The 18,750-nt window shown below is 66.7% G+C and carries 21 protein-coding genes and 1 pseudogene; 6 read left to right on the forward strand and 16 right to left on the reverse strand.

The window, feature by feature from the left end:
* Positions 1 to 232: 232 nt before the first annotated feature.
* Both PUN51_RS20460 and PUN51_RS20465 read left to right on the forward strand, forming a co-directional pair.
* Positions 233 to 1,462: a YihY/virulence factor BrkB family protein gene (locus tag PUN51_RS20460; RefSeq protein ID WP_275182358.1), complete on the forward strand. Its 1,230-nt coding sequence runs from the start codon at positions 233 to 235 to the stop codon at positions 1,460 to 1,462.
* A gap of 384 nt (positions 1,463 to 1,846) precedes the next feature.
* Complete coding sequence (locus PUN51_RS20465) at positions 1,847 to 2,104, forward strand: hypothetical protein (RefSeq protein ID WP_275182359.1); 258 nt, start codon at positions 1,847 to 1,849, stop codon at positions 2,102 to 2,104.
* 199 nt (positions 2,105 to 2,303) lie between these two features.
* On the opposite strand, the gene PUN51_RS20470 is transcribed toward PUN51_RS20465, so the two are convergent.
* From PUN51_RS20470 to PUN51_RS20490, 5 genes are all read right to left on the reverse strand, one after another.
* Positions 2,304 to 3,095: a glycosyltransferase gene (locus tag PUN51_RS20470; RefSeq protein WP_275182360.1), complete on the reverse strand. Its 792-nt coding sequence runs from the start codon at positions 3,093 to 3,095 to the stop codon at positions 2,304 to 2,306.
* Positions 3,092 to 4,471 (reverse strand): bifunctional PIG-L family deacetylase/class I SAM-dependent methyltransferase, encoded by a 1,380-nt coding sequence (locus PUN51_RS20475; protein ID WP_275182361.1) that lies wholly within the window; start codon positions 4,469 to 4,471, stop codon positions 3,092 to 3,094. Before PUN51_RS20475 ends, PUN51_RS20470 begins: the two co-directional genes overlap by 4 nt.
* Positions 4,465 to 5,595 (reverse strand): hypothetical protein, encoded by a 1,131-nt coding sequence (locus PUN51_RS20480; protein WP_275182362.1) that lies wholly within the window; start codon positions 5,593 to 5,595, stop codon positions 4,465 to 4,467. The genes PUN51_RS20475 and PUN51_RS20480 overlap by 7 nt, the downstream gene beginning before the upstream one ends.
* A 9-nt stretch (positions 5,596 to 5,604) precedes the next feature.
* Positions 5,605 to 6,297 (reverse strand): O-methyltransferase, encoded by a 693-nt coding sequence (locus PUN51_RS20485; RefSeq protein WP_275182363.1) that lies wholly within the window; start codon positions 6,295 to 6,297, stop codon positions 5,605 to 5,607.
* 61 nt (positions 6,298 to 6,358) lie between these two features.
* Positions 6,359 to 6,682: a thiamine-binding protein gene (locus PUN51_RS20490; protein WP_275182364.1), complete on the reverse strand. Its 324-nt coding sequence runs from the start codon at positions 6,680 to 6,682 to the stop codon at positions 6,359 to 6,361.
* A gap of 123 nt (positions 6,683 to 6,805) precedes the next feature.
* On the opposite strand from PUN51_RS20490, the gene PUN51_RS20495 reads away from it, so the two are divergent.
* Both PUN51_RS20495 and PUN51_RS20500 read left to right on the forward strand, forming a co-directional pair.
* Complete coding sequence (locus tag PUN51_RS20495) at positions 6,806 to 7,462, forward strand: TetR/AcrR family transcriptional regulator (RefSeq protein WP_224024568.1); 657 nt, start codon at positions 6,806 to 6,808, stop codon at positions 7,460 to 7,462.
* A 210-nt stretch (positions 7,463 to 7,672) separates the two neighbouring features.
* Positions 7,673 to 7,897, forward strand: coding sequence for a hypothetical protein (locus tag PUN51_RS20500; protein ID WP_224024566.1), 225 nt, complete (start codon positions 7,673 to 7,675; stop codon positions 7,895 to 7,897).
* Between the two features lie 124 nt (positions 7,898 to 8,021).
* Here PUN51_RS20500 and PUN51_RS20505 read toward each other — a convergent pair whose 3' ends face one another.
* The 8 genes and pseudogenes from PUN51_RS20505 to PUN51_RS20535 form a co-directional block, all read right to left on the reverse strand.
* The gene (locus PUN51_RS20505) at positions 8,022 to 8,444 is read right to left on the reverse strand and encodes a hypothetical protein (RefSeq protein WP_224024564.1); all 423 of its coding nucleotides are present in this window, start codon (positions 8,442 to 8,444) and stop codon (positions 8,022 to 8,024) included.
* 83 nt (positions 8,445 to 8,527) lie between these two features.
* Positions 8,528 to 8,785: a hypothetical protein gene (locus tag PUN51_RS20510; RefSeq protein WP_224024562.1), complete on the reverse strand. Its 258-nt coding sequence runs from the start codon at positions 8,783 to 8,785 to the stop codon at positions 8,528 to 8,530.
* A gap of 114 nt (positions 8,786 to 8,899) precedes the next feature.
* Positions 8,900 to 9,211 carry an AzlD domain-containing protein gene (locus PUN51_RS20515; protein ID WP_159630330.1) on the reverse strand — a complete coding sequence of 104 codons (312 nt, stop codon included), beginning with the start codon at positions 9,209 to 9,211 and terminating at the stop codon, positions 8,900 to 8,902.
* Positions 9,208 to 10,011 carry an AzlC family ABC transporter permease gene (locus PUN51_RS20520; protein WP_275182366.1) on the reverse strand — a complete coding sequence of 268 codons (804 nt, stop codon included), beginning with the start codon at positions 10,009 to 10,011 and terminating at the stop codon, positions 9,208 to 9,210. The genes PUN51_RS20515 and PUN51_RS20520 overlap by 4 nt, the downstream gene beginning before the upstream one ends.
* Entirely contained in the window at positions 10,008 to 10,532 is a 525-nt protein-coding gene (locus PUN51_RS20525; RefSeq protein WP_275182373.1) for a DoxX family protein, read from the reverse strand. Before PUN51_RS20525 ends, PUN51_RS20520 begins: the two co-directional genes overlap by 4 nt.
* Before the next feature lie 189 nt (positions 10,533 to 10,721).
* Positions 10,722 to 11,195, reverse strand: coding sequence for a CoA transferase (locus PUN51_RS20865; protein ID WP_374114994.1), 474 nt, complete (start codon positions 11,193 to 11,195; stop codon positions 10,722 to 10,724).
* Positions 11,149 to 12,129 (reverse strand): annotated as a pseudogene (locus PUN51_RS20870) (CoA transferase); the annotation flags it as partial. The gene PUN51_RS20865 and the pseudogene PUN51_RS20870, both read right to left, overlap by 47 nt.
* 7 nt (positions 12,130 to 12,136) lie before the next feature.
* Positions 12,137 to 13,036: a glycerophosphodiester phosphodiesterase gene (locus tag PUN51_RS20535; protein ID WP_275182368.1), complete on the reverse strand. Its 900-nt coding sequence runs from the start codon at positions 13,034 to 13,036 to the stop codon at positions 12,137 to 12,139.
* A 49-nt stretch (positions 13,037 to 13,085) separates the two neighbouring features.
* Between PUN51_RS20535 and PUN51_RS20540 the strand changes: the two genes are divergently transcribed.
* Together PUN51_RS20540 and PUN51_RS20545 are read left to right on the forward strand one after the other, a co-directional pair.
* Positions 13,086 to 14,447 (forward strand): DUF445 domain-containing protein, encoded by a 1,362-nt coding sequence (locus PUN51_RS20540; RefSeq protein WP_275182369.1) that lies wholly within the window; start codon positions 13,086 to 13,088, stop codon positions 14,445 to 14,447.
* A 71-nt stretch (positions 14,448 to 14,518) separates the two neighbouring features.
* On the forward strand, positions 14,519 to 16,078 hold the full coding sequence (locus PUN51_RS20545; protein WP_275182370.1) for an HNH endonuclease signature motif containing protein: 1,560 nt from the start codon (positions 14,519 to 14,521) through the stop codon (positions 16,076 to 16,078).
* A 58-nt stretch (positions 16,079 to 16,136) separates the two neighbouring features.
* Here PUN51_RS20545 and PUN51_RS20550 read toward each other — a convergent pair whose 3' ends face one another.
* From PUN51_RS20550 to PUN51_RS20560, 3 genes are all read right to left on the reverse strand, one after another.
* Positions 16,137 to 16,886, reverse strand: coding sequence for a LamB/YcsF family protein (locus tag PUN51_RS20550; protein WP_275182371.1), 750 nt, complete (start codon positions 16,884 to 16,886; stop codon positions 16,137 to 16,139).
* Positions 16,870 to 17,673, reverse strand: coding sequence for a hypothetical protein (locus tag PUN51_RS20555; protein ID WP_159630344.1), 804 nt, complete (start codon positions 17,671 to 17,673; stop codon positions 16,870 to 16,872). The genes PUN51_RS20550 and PUN51_RS20555 overlap by 17 nt, the downstream gene beginning before the upstream one ends.
* Positions 17,674 to 17,796: 123 nt before the next feature.
* Positions 17,797 to 18,633 carry a methylenetetrahydrofolate reductase gene (locus tag PUN51_RS20560; RefSeq protein ID WP_275182372.1) on the reverse strand — a complete coding sequence of 279 codons (837 nt, stop codon included), beginning with the start codon at positions 18,631 to 18,633 and terminating at the stop codon, positions 17,797 to 17,799.
* Positions 18,634 to 18,750: the final 117 nt, after the last annotated feature.

The following is an 18,750-nucleotide window of genomic DNA, read 5'->3' on the forward strand; positions in this document are numbered from 1 at the left end:
GAAGCCATGGAAAACGTCAAGGCCACCGCCACCGACGCCGCCCAAAACGTCAAAACCGAAGGCCAATACGCAGCCACCGACGTCAAAGACCGCGCAACCGACGCCAAAGACACCATCCAAAACACCTGATCAGCCCACAGCGGCACCGTAAGGCATCAGTTTGATCGGCAGGCCGGCACCGCCATCCGCGGGCCGGCCTGTCCGCTTGGCCCCTGATTGAGAGGACTTCCCCATGGCCACTCACGACGATTCCGAGACCAGCACCGCCAAGGCGGGCCAGGCTCCGGATCCAAACGATTCAAGGAAACCTGCCAGCCCGAGGGACCTGGATAAGCCTTCCTGGAAATACATCACCAAGAAGACGCTCCGGGAGTTTACCAAGGACCAATGCCCTGACCTGGCGGCGGCCCTCACCTATTACGCCGTCCTCTCGCTGTTCCCAGCGTTGCTGGCACTGGTTTCGCTCCTTGGCCTTTTTGGGGATCCGCAGAAGACCACCAACGCCCTGCTGGAAATCGTACGCGGCTTCGCCCCGGCGGAGACGGTCAACACCATCAGCGGACCGGTAGCTGAACTGACCAGCGCCCCGGCGGCCGGGTTCACCCTGGTGATCGGGCTTGTCACCGCCCTGTGGTCGGCGTCCGGATACGTCGGAGCCTTCGGCCGGGCCATGAACCGGGTTTATGAGGTGGACGAGGGGCGCGCGTTCGTGAAGCTCCGCGGCACCATGCTTGGCGTTACGCTCCTGGCCGTGGTTATAGTGGCTCTGCTGGCCGGCATGCTGGTCCTCAGCGGCCCGGTTTCCGAGGCAGTGGGCGGGCTTATCGGCCTCAGCGGGCCCTTCCTCATGGTCTGGAACATTGCCAAGTGGCCGGTCATGATCGCGTTGATCATCGCCATCATTGCCGTGCTGTACTACGCCACCCCCAACGTCAAGCAGCCCAAATTCCGCTGGATGAGCATGGGTTCCGGGATTGCCCTGTTTGTGTTCCTGATCGCCTCGCTGGGCTTTGGCTTCTACGTCGGCAACTTCGGCAACTACAACAAGACCTATGGTGCACTGGGCAGCGTGATCATCATGCTGCTGTGGCTGTGGATCCTGAACATGTCCCTTCTTTTCGGCGCTGAGTTCGACGCCGAGGTGGAGCGCGGCCGTGAACTCCAGGCCGGTATCAAGGCAGAGGAAACCATCCAGCTGCCGCCGCGGGACACCAAGAAAAGCGAGAAGCTGCAGAAGCAGATCGAAGAGGACATCAAGCACGGCCGTGAACTTCGGGAGCAGTATGCCTCGGAGAACGGGCAGGATGATTCCGGCGATAACCCCGACGGGCAAGGTGCCGGGAATGAACAGAACGAAGTGAGGCCAGGCGAGCGGCACCGCGACAGGGTCCGCGAGAAGGTGCAGCACCGGGCCGGCAACGGGGAGCCCGACGGCGGCGCCCGGCCAGGCGGGAACGCTTAGGCAGGCAGGCCCAGCCGCTGCCCAGGGGGACTAGGCAGGACCTTCGAGATGGAGGAAAATTCATCTTGAAGGTCCTGTTTGGTTTTCCCGGGATGAAGTAACTCCGGGGTAATACGGGGTCGGCGGTGAGATGGCCTCTTCTGAGACCGAGGCCAGTCCCCCCAGTCGCCGTCGGCCCCCTCAAACCCGTCCGGAACCCTCCCACTGCTGTTCGCCGCGCAACTGTACAGGGTGTGCCCCGCCAGGGTGCAACCCGGCCGGGTCCAACTGGACAAGCACACAGAACTGCAATAATTTCTTGATTACCTCGCCGGGATCCCCTGGAAACCGGGCAAGGCCGCTGAAGCAGACGGCGGAATCAGTGTCGACCCTTAATGAGCGGACATGCCTGCTACCCATTTTGAACAGTTTCTTGCCGAAGCAGTTGTCGCGGACAGGGAGCCCGGGCTGGGCCTCAGGCGCGACGAGCTCTACGGCCTTTACACAAGTTGGTGCCTCCTGCACAAGGCAGAACTCCGGCCGCCGGAAGCTCTTTGGGAGGCCCTGCACGATGCCGGAATCAACCCGGACAGCAATAACCTCTCCATGACCGGACCAGCTGCGGCGGACTACATCGTTGCCAGCGCTCCGGACCTGGTCTGACACGAAGCGGAAGCGCCGGCTGAAGCCTGCGCCCGGGAAGGTCACTAACGCAGTCACGCGAGATTAAGTCCCGGAACGAAGGGCTGTTGCCGTACGGCAGCAGCCCTTTTCCATGCCGGGGCAGCTCTTGGGTCAGATGCCGGTGCTAAGACTCCGCCCCACCCTATGGCTGCGCAGTGCCCCATGGCTGCGCAGTGCCTTATGGCTGCGCCAGGGCCAGGAGGTACGCGGCGAACCCGTGCGGCGCCCGGCCCACCGTCCGTCCTGACGTGAGGACCCGTGTGGTGTCGGTGGCAACGATGCCCGCGCCGCTGCTTCGAAGCCTGCGGACCAGCGCCTGGTCTTCATCGAAATCGACGCCGGGGAAGCCCCCTGCAGCGAGGTAGGAAGAGGCACGGACTCCAAGGTTGGCACCGTACACATGGGTGTGGTCCTCGGTGCCGGCGTGCCGCGCATGCCAGCGGGCCAACAGATCGTGGTGCATTCCATGGGGGTCCGGCTGCACGGTGCCAAGGACAACATCGAAACCGAGTTCAGCGAGTTCCAGTTGCCGCACCAGCCAGTGTGGCGGCACGCAGGAATCGGCATCCGTGTTGGCCAGCCAGGTCTCCTGCGGGGAATGCCCCGCCGCCCGGCCATCCTGGGTGCACCTGCTTGAGTTCTCCAGTGCGGCCCTGACGCCGGCCTGCCGGCTTCTTCCCACGCTCCCGAAGCTGACGGGAAGCAGCAGGTACCGCGGATCCCCGGCCGCCACCCGCGCGGCAACCGCTGGCGACCGGTCGGTACAGCCGTCAAGGACAACCACCACTTGCACGGCAACATCCGGCAGTTCCGCTTCGACCCGGTCTGCCGCGCAGCTGACCGCAGTGAGCGCCCGTTCCAGGTGCTGCTCCTCGTTGTGGGCCGGAATGACCACCGCAACGTGCTGGATGCCGTTGGCGGCTTGGACAGGCGGGCTTGATGCATCGTCCCCCGGACCGGCCGGCATCATCCCGCCGCCCCGCCGCCCGGAGCGACCAGGAATTCCAGCACGAAGTCGCGTTCCTGGTAAAGCCCGGCCGTCCGCCATCCCAGCCTTTCCCGGGCCAGCGTGTGGACGGTGTCCCCGTCCAGCTCCCAACCGGTGATGGGATGCCGCCAGTGGCACAGGAGAAGCGTTCCGCCGGGTTCCAGGGTGGCCTCCACCCGGTCCCACAGCTGGGCCAGCTCTTCAGGGGCCAGGTAGTAACCCACTTCGGAAACCACCACCAGGTCATATGTTCCTCCGGGCCAGGAGCCGGGAAGGACCCGCTGTTCCACCTGCACCCCGGGTGTGCCTTCCAACCGTTGGCTGGCCCGGCGCACTGCGGTCCCGCTGGCGTCCACCGCCAGCAGGGTCCGGCACCGGGTGGCCAGTTCAGCCGTCAAGGTCCCGATGGAACAGCCCACTTCCAGGCCGCGTTCATAGGATTCCGCCGGCAGGGCTGCAAGGGTGAGCGCGCGTTTGCGCCGCTCGTACCAGCTTGTGCCGTAGTTCCAGGGATCCTCCGTACCGTCATGGACGCCGTCGAAGACCAGTTCGGCGTCGCTGCTGGAATGCGCCCGTCCGGACGAAGTGGGCGCGGGCGTCCAGGCGAAGACCTCGTAGCCACGCGAGAAGTGCTCCAGGAAGGTCCCGCTGAGCAACGTTTCATCCCCGGGAAGAGGTGAGAGTGGCTGCACCTGGGTTGCGTGCTCGTCCATGGCACGCTTCTTGGCCGTGCGGGCGGGATCGTCCAGATGGAAGCGGACCCATTGCCGCCAGTCCCGGTCCCGGGGCGTGGCCCAGTGCCAAAACCAGATGGGATACTCCAGGAGCGCGTGGCCGTCGCGCCGGGCCACTTCTGCCGCGGCCGCGCCAAGGGCATCGTGGTCGCCGTGGCCGTCGGCCCGGTACGGTGCCACCAGGACCAGTCGGTCCGGGGCGCCGGCCAGCCGCTGTGCAGCGTCCCGGACAGCAGTGGCGATCGCTTCGGCATGGCCGCCCAGTCCACGGTCCGGCAAGCCGAGGAACGTCCAGCGGTCCGCCAGGCCCAGGGCGGCCAGGGCCGCGGAAAACTCGGCAAGCCGGACGGCGGCCAGCTGCCCGGGAGTGGTGGTGGGCGAATCCGGGTGCGACCCCTCCCCCGCGGTGCACAGCAGGACTTCCACCTCGGCTCCCAGGGCTACGAGCGAGGCCATGAGCCCCCCGGCGCCGAGCGTTTCATCATCAGGATGGGCTGCCACGACCACGAAGCGCATGCCCGCCAGCTCAGCCGCGTCGAGTGGCAGTTCGGGTACAGCAGCCAGTCCGCTCCGGGCCCAGGCTTCCTCGGCGGTCCCCTGGTCTGCGTGGGAAAAGGTCACCACGGGCAGTCCCCCTTGAGTGCCAGCCGGCCCAGTTGGGCATCATCACGTGCGCCGTGATGCTGCCGGACATACAGCGCCAGGTCCGCCATCCTTTTGGCATACGGTTCATCAAAGGCGAGTGGCCCCGGCCCCCGGTTGGAGCACACGAGGTGAAGGACACGTTCGACGGCGGCCGCAACGGTTCCGCGCACGCGCTGGGCCTCGCTCCAGGTGCTTTGGCTCCCGTCGGCGCCGAGGGTGCCGTCGTCGATTCGGGCTGCCGTCCGGGCCAGGTACTGCAGGGCGGCGGCGATGGTCCGGTCCACCTCGCCCAATGCCGCGAGCGCCAGCTGGTCCGGCTCCCGCCCATTATCCGCACCTGCCAGCAGGCCGGCACGGAAATCCCGCGCCACCCCTACGGCTCCGCCCAGCCAGCAGGCGGCGACGCCCATCCCGCCCCAGGCGAAACCGGGCCGGCTGTGATACCAGCCGGTGTCGCCAACCGGCGTCGCCGGGACCTGGTCGAAGCGCACGCTACCGCTGGGGATCTCCCGCAGGCCGCGCGCAATCCACTCCGGCTCCTCACATGCCACGCCCGGGTGGCGAAGGCTGACGGCAAAAGCCGCCCGGCCGCCGTCGTCCGTGTGCGCGGTGATGACGGCGCAGTCCAGCCGGCCGGCAAGTGAACACCAAGGCTTGATTCCGTTGAGCACAATGCCGGTGCTTCCGGAGCGCGCCTCAAGCCTGGCGTTGGGTGCCTCTGCAGCGAACACGCCCCACGCTGCTTCCGCGGCACCATCCGGCCTGGGATGAACGGCCGGAAAGGCCTGGCCGGCCTGGGCAAGGATGGCGACGGCGTCGAGGTGCGGCTCAAGCACTCGGGCCGCGGCAACGTCAGTGGCAGCCACGGAGGCCAGGAGCTCCCACAACACGGCGGTGCGTCCTTCACCGGGCCGCGGCCACGTCCGTCCGGCCTCGACGGCCAGGGCCAGCAGGGCCGGCACATCACCTACGGCACCGGCGAACGGCTCCAAGAGGGAACCCCACGGGGAGAGCCCAGCGGGGGCGGAACTGAGGAGCACAGGAGTAAGTGGCGCTTGCAAATACGTCCTCCAGGAGAGATGTCCGGCGGGCACCGGACGCATCTCCACAGCTTACTTACTGTTTTGCGGGAGAATGCGCGCCAGGGCGAACCCGTCCCAGCCTTTCGAGCCGACGGTCTGGATCACGGTGGCGTCCAGCCGGGGGTGGTTGCCCAGCAGCTTGAGTGCATCGATGATCCCCGGCGCGTTGACGGGGTCGATGTCCGGGTCCAGCACCGCGCCTTCCCAGATGGTGTTGTCCAGGACCACCGCGGCGCCGGGCCGGCCAAGCCTGACGGCCCAGTCCAGGTAGCGGCTGTTGTTCTGCTTGTCGGCGTCGATGAAGATGAAGTCGAACGGCTCCCGTTCCTCTTCCTCGAGGGCCGCCAGGGTCTCCAGCGCCGGGCCCAGCCGGATCTCCACCCTTTCCCCCAGGCCGGCCGCATCAATATTGGCCCACGCCACTTCTGCGTGCTGGGGCAGGTACTCGCAGGTGACCAGGGTGCCGTTAGGGGGCAGCCCCCGGCCCATCCAAATGGTGCTGTATCCCGCGAGCGTCCCGATCTCCAGGATGCGCCGGGCACCGGACAGCTGGACCAGGAGCTTCAGGAGCTTCCCTGCGTTAGGCGCCACCTCGATGGCGGGCATGCCGGCCTCCGCCGCGGCGTGGATGGCCTGCTGGACGGCGCTGTCCGGATGCACTACGGCAGCGGACAGGAACTCCTCGGTGGCAATCCATTCCGGCCGCGGCTTGTGCTCGAACATTGCCACATTTTGGCACGCGGCGTGCCGGGGGTCCAGACAATGCGGCCCCCTTGTAAGACGCTTAGGGCTCCTGCACCAGGGCATTCTCCAGGCGGTCGACCTTCGCGGTCAGCTCGCCGCTGTAGCCGGGCCTGATGTCTGCTTTGATCACCAGCGAAACACGGCTGCCGTAGTTCCCCACGGCCTCGGTGGCGCGCTTGACGACGTCGAACACCTCGTCCCACTCGCCTTCAATGGTGGTGAACATGGAATCCGTCTGGTTGGGCAGCCCGGACTCCCTGACGATCTTGACTGCGGCTGCAACGGCGTCGTGCACCGACGCATCGTTGGGCCGTGAACCTTCGCTGGGAACGCCTGACGGAGCAACAGAAAATGCAAGCAACATGCTCCCCAGTCTCCCACGCAGCTCCGGACAGCAGCGCAGGTGACGGCAGCGGGCCGCCGTCACATAAGCGCCTACCCCGCAGTAACCGTGTTGGCCGGAAGCTCCGTTGCTACCCTTTTGGGCATGAGCCTCGCAGTCGCCCGAAAGCCCCTCCGTGCCGACGCAGCGCGGAACGTGGACAAGATCATCACGGCTGCACGCCAATGCTTCCGGGAGTTCGGCCCGGAAGTACCGCTCCAGACCATCGCAACCACCGCCGGCGTGGGCCCGGCAACCCTCTTCCGCAACTTCGCGGACAAGGAAGAACTGGTGCTTGCCGCGCTCAACCGGCAGCTCCGGCTCACGGTTGACCCCGTCATGGACGGCGCCCTTGCCGATATCGACGCCGCCGCAGGCCTGCTTCGCGTCCTCGAAGCCCTGATGGGGGCCGCGAGCGACGACGCCAACCTGCTGTGTGCGGTGGCGGGCCGGCGCGAACTCCTCACCGGAATCACCGGTTCCCTGATGGAATCCATGAGCATCCTGCTGGCGCGCGGCCAAGGCCAGGGAAGCCTGCGCACTGACATTTCCATGACGGACATGTTCCGGCTGCTGGCCATGCTGATCGGCGTGGTGGACACCATGGAACCCGGTTCTGATGCGTGGCGCCGCCCGCTGGCGCTGGTGGAGGATGCCATCCGCACGGTCCGCCCGTCGCGTCCGCTCCCCGTGTTCGTTCCCGTGCCGCCCGCGCCCGGCAACACCACGGTAAACGTCCAGCCCGGAACGCTGCCGGAGTAAGCCGTGAGGCGGCCTGCTGCCGGAATTCGTTGACGGTAGTTCTATGGCGGCAATTTCCTGGTGGCAGATGCGTTGTGGGCCAACTCCATTGTTACCAGTAAGTACGTGCAATACACTCTGAATTGGGGTTAGGCAGTCAGCCTCGGCACTTCCACGTTGGAGCAACCCCATGCACTTCGCGCCTGTCCCTCACACAACGGCCGCACTGCAATGAACCACTCAAAGCTTCTCCACTACCTGACCGATCCCCGCGGGCCGGAGGAAGTCCTGCCTGCACTGACCGCCGGCGAGCTCGTGGAACTGCTTGACGCCCTGTACCAGAACCTGGATACCCCCGAACCGGAGTTTGGCGCGCAGGCGTGGTACGAGATGGGCGTCGAGGAAACGTACCGCAGGTCCGTCTCACCTGACGGCGCGGCCCACGGCGTAGCCTAAAACACCGCTTGTTCAGCTCCTGGCTGCCGGTCAATGCCGAGCGGCAGCCAGGGGTCCGGCCGGCCGAAAGTCAGCGCTGGCCGCGGCAGGCGGGGGGCCCAGCCGCTAAGGACTCCAATGCTGATCAGGCCTTGTCTGCGCCCTTTTCGCCGGTGCCACCGTCCTGCTCCCGGCCGGGCTGTTCCTGGTCCTGGCCGGACTGTTCCTGGTCTGGCGTCTCATGACCGGACGGCTCATGGGCCAGGTGCTCATGTCCGGCGTGTCCCACGTAGCCATGTCCGGGATGTTCATGGAATTCGTTGGGAACGTGGTCCTTCGCTTCCATCAGGTGCTGTTGGAGTTTTTCTTCCGCGTCCCGGCGCCTTCTGGCGGTGTCGCGCAGCTCGCGGGTCGACTCCGAACCTCGCGGGTCAAGATAGGCGGCCCGCGGCTTTGCAGACTGTTCCGCGGCCGGCACCCCGGTGCCGTGTTCTCCCCTGGCGTCCTTGCCGGTCTCATCGGTGCCGTGGCCGTCCTGCGGCTCAACAGGCCGTGACTCGTCGTCCATCTCGATTCCTCCTTTGGTGGCCGCCTGGGTGTGGGCTGCCTCTCTTCCAGTCCATCACAGATGGCACCCGGAATGGTGGGCCGCTACGCGCTGCCTGTGTCCGCCCGCTTGCGGATCTCCCGGCGCACCAGGGCCTGAAGGGCAGGCACGGACGACGACGGATCCAGGTCGAGTGCCTCCCGAAGTCTTTGGGAGAGAAGTTCCAGGTCCTCTTCCGGGACGTCCGAAAGTCCGGAAAAGCGCTTGAAGAAGCGTTTGGCAGGAAGGCCCGCCCGGCGTCGGGCGTTCTTATGGCGAAGCCTGCCTGCTAAGCCGCCCGCAGGGTGCAGCTGATTTTCCATGGGTGCCGTTCAATAGGAAATTCCATGGCCAACTGCATAAGCCGATCTCATAGTACAACCGCCACAGGCCCAGCAAAGTGACCTGGATCACCACCTTGGGCACGAATTAGGGGATCAGTTCCAGCCCAGGATCCGCAACAGTGCCGCCGTGCCGGCTCCGGCGATTACCACCACAAGGAACGGTGCCCGGAGTACCAGGGCGACCGCGGCGGCGGCCAGCGCTCCCAGCCTGGCGTCTGCGGCGAGCGCCTGGCCCGACACCACCGCATTCACCACTGTGAGCGAGGCCAGCAGGCCGATGGTCATGGTTCCCGCGACGCGTGAGGTGCGGGGGTCCTCGAGGAACTTGGCGGGAACAAAGTAGCCCACCAGCTTCCATGCGTAGGCAAGGACGCAGGCAATAAGCAGCCAGATCCACAGAGTCATGCGCGTGCTTCCGGGTCCGTGCCGCTTCTGCGCTCCGGTCCGCCAAGACGGTCCTGGTGATCGCCGTGGCGGGCCTGGTGCTCGCCGTGGCCGTGCGTGCCGTAGGGCTCGACGTCGGGTTCGAGGCCTTCGTCGCGGCGGCCATGGCTGAACCAGCCCACCAGCGCGGCAACTACCGCGGCCACCAGGATGGGGACGCCTGGCGGAACGAAGGGAACAGCAACTACGGTCGCCACGGCACACACCACCGCGATGGCGATTGGCTCCCGGCCCTTGAGCCGGGGCCAGAGCAGCGCCAGGAAGGCGGCGACGGCAGCCCCGTCCAGCCCCCATTGCTTTGGATCGCCCAGCCCGCTTCCGGCCAGCGCCCCCACAGCGGTGAAGAGGTTCCAGAGCACGTAGACGCCGATTCCGGCGGTCCAGAATCCGCGCTGCTGTTCGGCCGGGTCTGTCTGGCCCGTGCTCGTGGCAGTGGATTCGTCGATGGTGAGCTGCGCCCCGACGTACTTGCGCCAGCCCATGGGGCGGAGCAGCGCGTTCAGTTGCATGCCGTAGATGCCGTTGCGCATGCCCAGGAGGGTGGCTGCGCTCATGGCCGCCAGGCCTGAGCCGCCGCCTGCCACCACCCCGATGAACGCGAACTGCGAGCCGCCGCTGAAGAGGAGCAGGCTCAACACCATGGTCTGCCAGAAGTTGAGCCCGGACGTCACCGCGAGCGCCCCGAAGGACACGCCGTACAGCCCCGTGGCAATACTGATGGAGATGCCCACCCTGACAGCCGGCGATGCCAGCAGCTTCACCCGCGGCCTCCGGGTTTACGGGCAGGCAGTGCACGTGTCCGCAGGCTCCAGGCCCACAGGATCAGGGGTGCCTGGAGCGGAAGCCGCACGGCGTGGATCTTCCGGCGGCGGGGCGTGCCCTGCGGTCCGTACGCCCTCACGAGGGCATCGACGTGCCCGGCAAGGAATGCGGTGAACATCGCCGTGATGGCAGTGGCCGTCAGCTTCCGGGTGGGTGGCAGGAGAATTCCGACGGCGGCTGCGAGCTCCAGCAGGCCGCTCACGGCGATCCACTCGTCCCGGGACAGGACGGCCCATGGATGCTGGGCTGCGGCGGCTGTGCCCGTGCTTCTTGGGGGCGGGCTGCTTTGGGTTGGACTGCACTCGGTTGAAATGCCTTGGGTTGGACTGTCAGGGGTGGTACCGCTTGGGGTCGCCCCAGGCGAGGAATCCTGCCGGCAGAGGTATCCCGGAACGACGTCACGGTAGAAGCCGGGATCCCTGAAATGCTTGCCGGCACTGGCCAGCAGAAGCGCCCCCATGGCAGCCGCGGACAGGTGCTGCACGGCCGCGCCGGGAATGGATGGGGACAGAGCGGACAGGCCCTTAGCAGCGGGGCCGGACCTGGGAGAAGACATGGAACCACTCAATCACAGCGTCAGCACCCCCAGAAACCCGGCATCCGGCAGGACAGCAGGGCTGCGCAGCTACACAGCTCTGGGCTGCAAGCGTCACAGCCAGGCGGCCGGCGAGCTTCCATATGGTGGTGGCGGGGACTGATAGTCCAGCGGCCGGCCTGCGTCGAGCAGTGGCGGCCCGACGTACCGCAACTCCCCAAAGCTGCTGTGCACGGACCGGTATTCGGGCGATGGGAGTTCCGCAGGGCTTGCTGTGGTGGCCTGGTTTTCGGTGCCAGCCCGGTTTTCCCTGCCGGCCCGGTTTTCCATGCCGGTCAGGGAAAACAGTTCCTCTGCGGTGCGGGCCAGAGACAGGTGTGCAGCGCCGCCCAAACCCGTCCGGCGCCGCGCGGCCAGAAGACCGACTGCAGCCGCAGCCACCCCGTAGCCGGTGGCATGGTCCAGCGCCTGCACCGGAAGGGCACCCGGGCCACCTGCCGTCGTCGTCCTCTCTGCCGTAGAGGTGTGCGATTCCGCTGGCGGCCTGGACAATGCTGTCGAAGCCGCGCAGTCCGCTCCACGGCCCACTGCCGCCCCAGCTGTCCAACGTGACCACCACCAGTCCCGGGTGTGCTGCCAGCAGTTCCCGCGGATTGAGCCCAAACCGGTCCAACGCGCCGTGCCGGTAACCGGTGACCACGGCATCTGCGCCGGCCAGGAGCTGCTGGAAGTTCTGCCGGTTTGCCGCGGGTCCCAGGTCGAGTACTGCGCTGCGCTTGCCAAAGGCCGTGTCCACGAACTGGTCTTCGATCTCGGGAAAGGCGGGCGGGTCGATCCGCAGGACGTCTGCTCCGAGCGCGGCCAGCAGCCGGGTGGCGACCGGCCCTGCGATGACCCGCGTCAGGTCCAGGACCCGCACCCCGGCCAGGGGCAGGCCGTCCGCACCGTGCCCGGCGCCGGTACCGGACACGGTGCTGGGGCTGGCCTCTGTGGCCGCCCCGATATCCTGCAGTCCGAAGCCACTGGTTGTGCCGTCGGCCTGCTCCACAGCGACCCAAGGTCCTGAACCGGCCCCTCGGCCCATGTCGGTCGCAAGCCATTCACCGCGAGTCCGGACAGCCGCGCCAATTCCGCCGTGCCGCTGGATGGCGGCCTCAGCCTCCAGAGCGGCCATGGACTGGAGTTCCCTTTCCACCCCTTCCGCGGAGGTGGCACCCAGCGCCTGCAAAAGCCGTTGCTCATGGTGCGGGTAGTTTGCGTGCAGCCGGATCCAGCCGTCGGCGGTCTTCCGGAAGCCGGACAGGGGCGCGAAACCCTGCGGCTTGCGCCCCGCAATCCGCAGGTGCCCGAAGGAATCAAAGGCAGCTGCCGTGAGCACAGCAGTTGTGCTGTACCGGCCAGGGCTCCCCGTGTACAGGTTCAGGGCTTCCGCGGCTGCTTCCACGGACTGCAGCGCCAGGCCTTCGACGTCGAGCGGCCCGGCCCACCAGCGCGGCACGGGCGGTGTGCCGGGGGCGGCCATGTCAGCGCTACTTTCCCTGCGGCGCGGCCATGTGCAGCTGTTCCAGGACGCGGGCCGGCACGTTGGTGGTGATCTCCTGGATGCCCAACTCCTGGCAGAGGGCCACGTCCTCCGGCGAGTCCACAGTCCACACCCTGAAGCGGCGGCCGGAGTCCAGCCAGCGCCGGACGGTGCCGGGGCGCTCACGGACGTAATCAATACCCGGCCCGGCCATCCCCACCTCCCGGTCATCCAGGATCCGTTCGCCCTCCAGCTGGGTGGCCTTCATCAGGTTTGCGATGGCGCCGCCCGTAATCGGCCCCACCCCCAGCCCGCCACGGATCTCATGGATGGAGACGTCGTCCACGAGTTGGCAGATGTACTGAGGCGGGATGGACAGGAGCAGGTGCCGGACGGAATCGGGGCTGAAACTCATGAATGTCACGGCGATGTTGTCCACTGTGGAGCTTTGCGGGTCCCAGCCCTCGCTGCGGAGTACTTCCAGGACCCGGTCCTCCAGCTTGAGCTGGTAGGGGCTGGGATGCTTGAGCTCAATGGCGAGTTTCACCGGACGGCCCGCCCCGCGCAGGACGTCCAGCAGCTCCGGAAGGGTCAGGAGCTGCTCGGAGCGCGCCCCGTAGGTTTCGGGAATGCGGACGCCTTTCCAGGACGAGAAGTCCAGCTGGCGCAACTCCTCCAGCGTCCGCTCAGCCACCGGGCCCGTTCCGTCCGACGTGCGGTCCAGGTTGGCGTCGTGGAGCAGGACCACGTGCTGGTCCCGGGTCAGGTGGACATCGCACTCCACGCCGTCGGCCCCGTCAGCCAGGGCCTGCAGGTAGGCGGCGCGGGTGTGTTCGGCATACGCGCCGCTGGACCCGCGGTGGGCAAAGACCAGCGGCCGCTGCGGCACTGACTCGTCAATTGTCATGGACACACGGTAGCCGACCCGCCCCCGCCTTCGGGGCTAGGCTTGGCACATGCAGGTGAACTCTGAGGCAACTACTGGGCCAACCACGCAGGAAGCGCTCGCGGAGGCCGCGCGGGAGGTGCCCCCGGGCACCAAGGCGGCTGCCGCCGTCGTAAGCCGCCAGCTTGGTGCTGGCGACGCCGAAAAGGCGGCAGCGCTGCGGAAAATGAAGCTGCTGGCGCTGAGCCTGCTGATCGCCATGGCCGTGGTCTTTGTCTTCGCGTTCGCGCTGCAGAAGGACTATCCATGGCTGCAGTACGTACGCGCGGCCGCTGAGGGTGGCATGGTGGGCGCGCTGGCCGACTGGTTCGCCGTGACGGCGCTGTTCAAGTACCCCATGGGCATCAAGATTCCGCACACAGCCATCATTCCGCGCCGCAAGGACCAGATCGGCGCCTCCCTCGGTGAGTTCGTGGAGACCAATTTCCTCTCCGAACAGGTGGTGCAGGACAAGCTGGCCAGCGTCAACATCGCCCGCCGGGCCGGTGAATGGCTGGCAACCCCCGGTGGTGCCGACCGGGTGGCCAAGGAAGGGGCTGCGGTGATCCGCGGCGCTTTCAAGGTTTTGAATGACGACGACGTCCAGGCCGTCATCGAGGGCATGGTCCGCAAGCACCTGCTTGCTCCGCCGTGGGGACCCCCGGTGGGCAGGCTGGCGGAGCGGGTTTTCCACGACGGGCACCACCACACGCTGGTGGACCTGCTGGTGGACCGTGCTGCGGACTGGGTGGATGACAACCACGAGACCGTCACCCGCCTGGTGTCCGACCGCTCCCCCACCTGGGTTCCGCAGTTCGTGGATGGCTTGGTGGGCGACAAGGTCTACCTCGAAATCCTCAAGTTCGTGCGCGCGGTCCAGGCCGACCCCCGCCACCAGGTGCGCCAGTCAATCGACAAGTACCTCAACGACCTCGCGCAGGACCTGCAGCATGATCCGGCGATGATTGCCCGCGCGGAGGACATCAAGGCGCAGGTGCTCGGCGATCCCGAGGTGCGCGAGCTCGCATCCCGGACCTGGGGCACGGTCAAGAACGCGCTGCTGGGTGCCGTTGACGATCCGGACAGTGAGCTCACCATCAAGTTCAAGGCCGCGGTGCGCGATTTTGGCTCGCGCCTGGTGCAGGATCCGGAGCTGGCCGGCAAGGTCAACGCTTGGATCGGCGACGCCGCCGGGTATCTGGTCCGGACCTACCGTTCGGACATCGCCGGAGTCATCACGGACACGGTTGCGCGGTGGGATGCCGAGGAAACCTCGCAGAAGATTGAGCTCCAGGTAGGCAAGGACCTGCAGTTCATCCGCATCAACGGCACCGTGGTGGGGTCCCTCGCCGGGCTGGCGATCTTCACGGTGGCGCAGCTGATTTTTGGGTGATTCGCTCGCATCGGCCTGGCGGCTAGGCGGGGGCGGCTTCAAATGTCAGTGCCTCGATGGATGATGTGGGTATGGGAATCGGCGGTGGTGCTGGGGTGGCTTTGGAGGGGGTTCATGCCTCCGTTGCCGCCCTGGGTGCGCTGGAGAAAGAGGACGCTTTCCTGGCTTCCGGAGCTCATGCTGGCGTCGGTATGGATGTGTTCCAGCACCGGTATGAGTTGTGCCTGGAAGGGTTGGAGCTGACGGCCCGGCTGGAAGCTCAACTCGCGGCGCTAAAGTCCCGGCAGGCCGGCCGAGCCGTTGAACTGCAGCAAGCGATGACGCCGCCGGACGCCTCGGTCGAGGACCGCACTTACGCTGATATGTCGGTGGTGGAGGAGATCGCCGGGGTGCTGACTATCAGTTCCGCGGCTGCGGGGGCGTTGGTGGAGCAGTCACGGCGGATCTGTTCCCTGCCGCTGGTGTTCCAGGCGCTGGCCGCCGGCGACATGTCCTGGCAGCACGCCCGCATCGTTGGGGACGAGACCGAAGGCCTCACCCCCGAGGGCGCCCTGGCCTTGGTGGCGCATTTCTTCGACCCTGACGCGCCCAACCCCGCCCGCGGCGCCGCCCCCGGCGAGCTTGTCCCATCCCGGTTCCGGGCCAAGGTGCGTGGGTGGCGGGAACGCCACCATCCGGAATCGATCGAGAAGCGCCATGTTAAGGGCGTGGCCGATCGGCGGATGGAATGCACCTCCGACAAGGACGGCATGGCCTGGATCTCCCTCTACCTGCCCGGGGACACCGCATGCGCCATCTGGAACCGCACCACCGCCACCGCCCGCGGACTCCAAGGCCCCGACGAAGAGCGCACCCTCACCCAACTCCGCCCCGACATCGCCGCATCCCTGCTCCTGGGGGCTGGGAACACCACACAGACCGGGAATCCCCGGGCGGTCGGGCAGGTCCCCACCCCGCGGGCCGATGTCCTGGTCACGGTGCCCGTGTTCGCCCTCCTCGGCCAGACCGACGAACCCGCCATGCTGGATGGTTTCGGCCCGATCCCGGCCTCGATGGCACGACGACTGGTCGCCGACGGGGCGGACTCCTTCTACCGGGTCCTGGTCGACCCCCGCGACGGGGCACCCTTGGAAATCGGCCGCACACGTTACCGGCTCACCGAAACCATCAAACGCTGGATCAGGATGCGCGATACCAAATGCAGCTTTCGGGGCTGCACCAACCGCACCCCCGATAACGAAACCGACCACCTACAAGCGTGGGAACACGGCGGCACCACCAACGTCAGCAACCTGGCCCAGCTCTGCCCCAAACATCACCGGCTCAAACATCACAGCCAATGGGCACCGGACCCGGCCACCAAGAATGAACCACCCGGCTGGGCCTCACCCACGGGACGGCACTACAACCCAGAACACCGGGATGCAGAACCAACCCACTGGCCACCAGGAAACTGGTCACCATTGCTCCAATGGGACGCGCCCGCCCTCTGCCACTGCCTGGAGGCCAGCCTCGAAAACTTTCCGCAGTGGGAACCAGACGACGACAGATACGTGGACCTCGACGACCTGCCGGCTGACGATCCCCTCTGGGCCGAACTCCTCGCCACGCCATTAGTACCGTCGGGATGATGGGGCCTTGGCAGTCCAAGGTTCAGTAGTCCTTGAGTCCGGAGCACGCCGCCGCTTTCTACGCGAAGGCCTCCAGCTCGACGCCCGCGGCCTCAAGTCCTGCCCGAATTTTTGCCGCCGTCTCCACGGCGCCGGGGCTGCCGCCCTGCAGTCGCAGGGAGTCCGCCTGGACGGTGACGATGGACCCGTCGATGGCCATCACTTCGCCTTTTGTGGCCAGGCGAACGGCGCGCTCAACGATCGTGTCGACGTCGTCCAGCACGGCGTCTTCCCTGGACAGCGGCACCAGGGTGCCGTCGGCGTAGTAGGCGCGGTCGGCGAAGGCCTCGGTGAACACGGGGTGGCCGGCCTCCTTGGCCTGCTTCAGCAGCTCCGACCCCGGGAAGCCCAGGATGGGAAGTCCAGGATCGTAGGCGTTCACGGCCGCCACGAGTGCGGAGGCCTGCTCAGCATCATGGATCAGGGTGTCATACAGCGCACCGTGTGGCTTCACGAAGTCCACCGAGGCACCCACGGCATGTGCGACGCCGTCGAGCGCGCCCAGCTGGTACAGCACGTCGCCAAATAGCTCATCAAAGCTCATGTCCAGCGAGCGCTGGCCAAAACCGGCCATATCGCGGTACCCAAGGTGCGCACCCACGGTGACGTCAAGTTCGTAAGCCGCCCGGCAGCTGTCCAGCATGATGACGGGATCGCCTGCATGGAGGCCGCACGCTACGTTGACACTGGTGGCCAGCTGGAACATCGCCGGATCGCCACCCGCGGTCCAGGAGCCGAATGATTGGCCTACATCAGCGTTTAGATCCAAGGGTGTTGCCTTCCAGGGTCAGGTTGTCCGGCCCGGCAGCTGCGGTCAGCTCCCCGGGAATGGTGTCCGGCATGGGTCCGAACGCCTCCCTGGCGTTCTGCGCCACGGCACGGCCCATCACGAGGTTACCGGCTCCGCCCACAACTGCCCCTATGCCGAAGGGGAGGGCCCGGCCGAACAGCGCAGTGCCCTGCCGTTTGAGCAGGTTCTTCAGGAAGGCGTGCTGGATCTTCTTCCGGACACTCCCGAATCCAGGGATCGAGGACTTGGACAGCATGTTCCCCCAGACGTCGGCGGGCTTGGCGCCGCCGGCCGCCTGGCCGCTGAGCGTTCCCAGCAGGGCGGTCCCTTCCTCACCAAGCATGATGGCCATAACCATGGTGCCGGCCTTCTCGGGATTGGTGAGGCGGATGCCGTGGAGCTCTGCCAGCGACGTCGCGTAGAGGGCCGTCGCCTCCAGGAAGCCGACGGTTGCGGCTGCGGAAAGTCCCAGCGACGCCACGGTTCCAACACCAGGGACGACGGCGGTGGCACCCACCAGGGCACCCCCACCGGTCACTGCGCGCAGGTAGTCACGCTCTGCGATGGCCGCCAACTGGGCGGCGGTGGCCCGTGGATGCTTCTTCTGGAGCCGGCGGATGTAGGCCACCACCAGGGGCCGCTGGATCTGCACTGCCTTCAGGAGCATGTTGTGGACACCGGGCTTGGGTTTGCCGTCGGCATCGAACATTGCGTTGTGGGCGGTTTCCTGTGCGATTCGTACTGCGGGATTGCTGCGCCTGGCCATGGTCACCTTCATTCAAATCGACCTGCAGCGGGTAGGCTGCCGTGCTTATCCATCCTATGTGGACAAACACTAAGCATGCTGAACTTTCCGCTCCGCGTCACGGCTACCCCCGCCGCCGGCCTTCTAGTTGGCGGGGCCGGCCAGGTTGTTGAACGTGTAAAGGTGGATACCTTCCACTGCTTCGCCGCGCTGCAGTTCCGCGACGATGGCCTCGGAGGAGTAGCGGCCATCTTGGAGCAGGCGCCGGCCAAGGGGTCCCCTGCGGTTCAGCAGTGTGAGGGATGGGCCTACACCGATTTTCAGCGCGGCGCGAATGAGCTGCGCCCGCGGAACGGCGCCGGGCACTCCGGCCCAGACAGGCAGGCGCACCCCTTCCCGGCGCAGGGTTTGGGCGTACCACTGGATCCGGGGGGCCGAAAGGCACAGTTGCGTCACCACTGACGCTGCCAGGTGCTGCTTCTCCAGCAGGGCATCAAGCATGTGCAGTTCGCTGTGGCCCGGGCGCCCTTCGGGGTAGCCCGCCACGCCGGCCCGGATGGTGCCGCCAGAGACCTCCGCGAGGTCCTCCAGCAACGGAAGGCTGCTGTCATAGGGACCGGCCGGCTCCCCCGTGTCACCGCCGACGGCGAACACTTCGGTGATGCCGGCGTCGTGGCAGTTACGGACCACGCCGGCCAGTTGCTCACGGCTTTCGATGCTTCGTGCGGCCAGGTGCGGAACAACCTCGAAGCCAAGGTAGGCAAGCTCAATGGCCGTCCGGATGGTGGGTCCCACACCCTGGCGGGGCAGGCACGTCACCGTCAGCTGCGCCCCAGGGGGCACGGCGGCCTGGATGCGGGCGGCAATACCCTCCGAGGGAATGATCTGCATCCGGACAGGCAGTACCGTACCGTACTTGCCGGCTTGTCCTTCCGCGGGAGTCGGTGCTGCGACTGGTGCCAGGAGGGATCGAATCGTCATGAGGAACTCCAGGTTTGGCCGGCCACGGGTGGCACGGCATGGATCGGGTCCCTCCCCGCTCTGTATTGGACCTGAGAGATTCCGCAAACCCATCAGGGCCTGCTTGCACCGTCGGTG

Source organism: Arthrobacter sp. NQ4 (genome assembly GCF_029077345.1).
Taxonomy (GTDB): domain Bacteria; phylum Actinomycetota; class Actinomycetes; order Actinomycetales; family Micrococcaceae; genus Arthrobacter.

Bases quoted from the DNA above. Each gene is read 5' to 3' on its own strand.
- PUN51_RS20460 (WP_275182358.1), top strand. From the start codon at position 233: ATGGCCACTCACGACGATTCCGAGACCAGCACCGCCAAGGCGGGCCAG.
- PUN51_RS20465 (WP_275182359.1), top strand. From the start codon at position 1,847: ATGCCTGCTACCCATTTTGAACAGTTTCTTGCCGAAGCAGTTGTCGCG.
- PUN51_RS20470 (WP_275182360.1), bottom strand. From the start codon at position 3,095: ATGATGCCGGCCGGTCCGGGGGACGATGCATCAAGCCCGCCTGTCCAA.
- PUN51_RS20480 (WP_275182362.1), bottom strand. From the start codon at position 5,595: ATGCGTCCGGTGCCCGCCGGACATCTCTCCTGGAGGACGTATTTGCAA.
- PUN51_RS20485 (WP_275182363.1), bottom strand. From the start codon at position 6,297: ATGTTCGAGCACAAGCCGCGGCCGGAATGGATTGCCACCGAGGAGTTC.
- PUN51_RS20490 (WP_275182364.1), bottom strand. From the start codon at position 6,682: ATGTTGCTTGCATTTTCTGTTGCTCCGTCAGGCGTTCCCAGCGAAGGT.
- PUN51_RS20495 (WP_224024568.1), top strand. From the start codon at position 6,806: ATGAGCCTCGCAGTCGCCCGAAAGCCCCTCCGTGCCGACGCAGCGCGG.
- PUN51_RS20500 (WP_224024566.1), top strand. From the start codon at position 7,673: ATGAACCACTCAAAGCTTCTCCACTACCTGACCGATCCCCGCGGGCCG.
- PUN51_RS20505 (WP_224024564.1), bottom strand. From the start codon at position 8,444: ATGGACGACGAGTCACGGCCTGTTGAGCCGCAGGACGGCCACGGCACC.
- PUN51_RS20510 (WP_224024562.1), bottom strand. From the start codon at position 8,785: ATGGAAAATCAGCTGCACCCTGCGGGCGGCTTAGCAGGCAGGCTTCGC.
- PUN51_RS20515 (WP_159630330.1), bottom strand. From the start codon at position 9,211: ATGACTCTGTGGATCTGGCTGCTTATTGCCTGCGTCCTTGCCTACGCA.
- PUN51_RS20525 (WP_275182373.1), bottom strand. From the start codon at position 10,532: ATGGGGGCGCTTCTGCTGGCCAGTGCCGGCAAGCATTTCAGGGATCCC.
- PUN51_RS20535 (WP_275182368.1), bottom strand. From the start codon at position 13,036: ATGACAATTGACGAGTCAGTGCCGCAGCGGCCGCTGGTCTTTGCCCAC.
- PUN51_RS20540 (WP_275182369.1), top strand. From the start codon at position 13,086: ATGCAGGTGAACTCTGAGGCAACTACTGGGCCAACCACGCAGGAAGCG.
- PUN51_RS20545 (WP_275182370.1), top strand. From the start codon at position 14,519: ATGGGAATCGGCGGTGGTGCTGGGGTGGCTTTGGAGGGGGTTCATGCC.
- PUN51_RS20555 (WP_159630344.1), bottom strand. From the start codon at position 17,673: ATGGCCAGGCGCAGCAATCCCGCAGTACGAATCGCACAGGAAACCGCC.
- PUN51_RS20560 (WP_275182372.1), bottom strand. From the start codon at position 18,633: ATGACGATTCGATCCCTCCTGGCACCAGTCGCAGCACCGACTCCCGCG.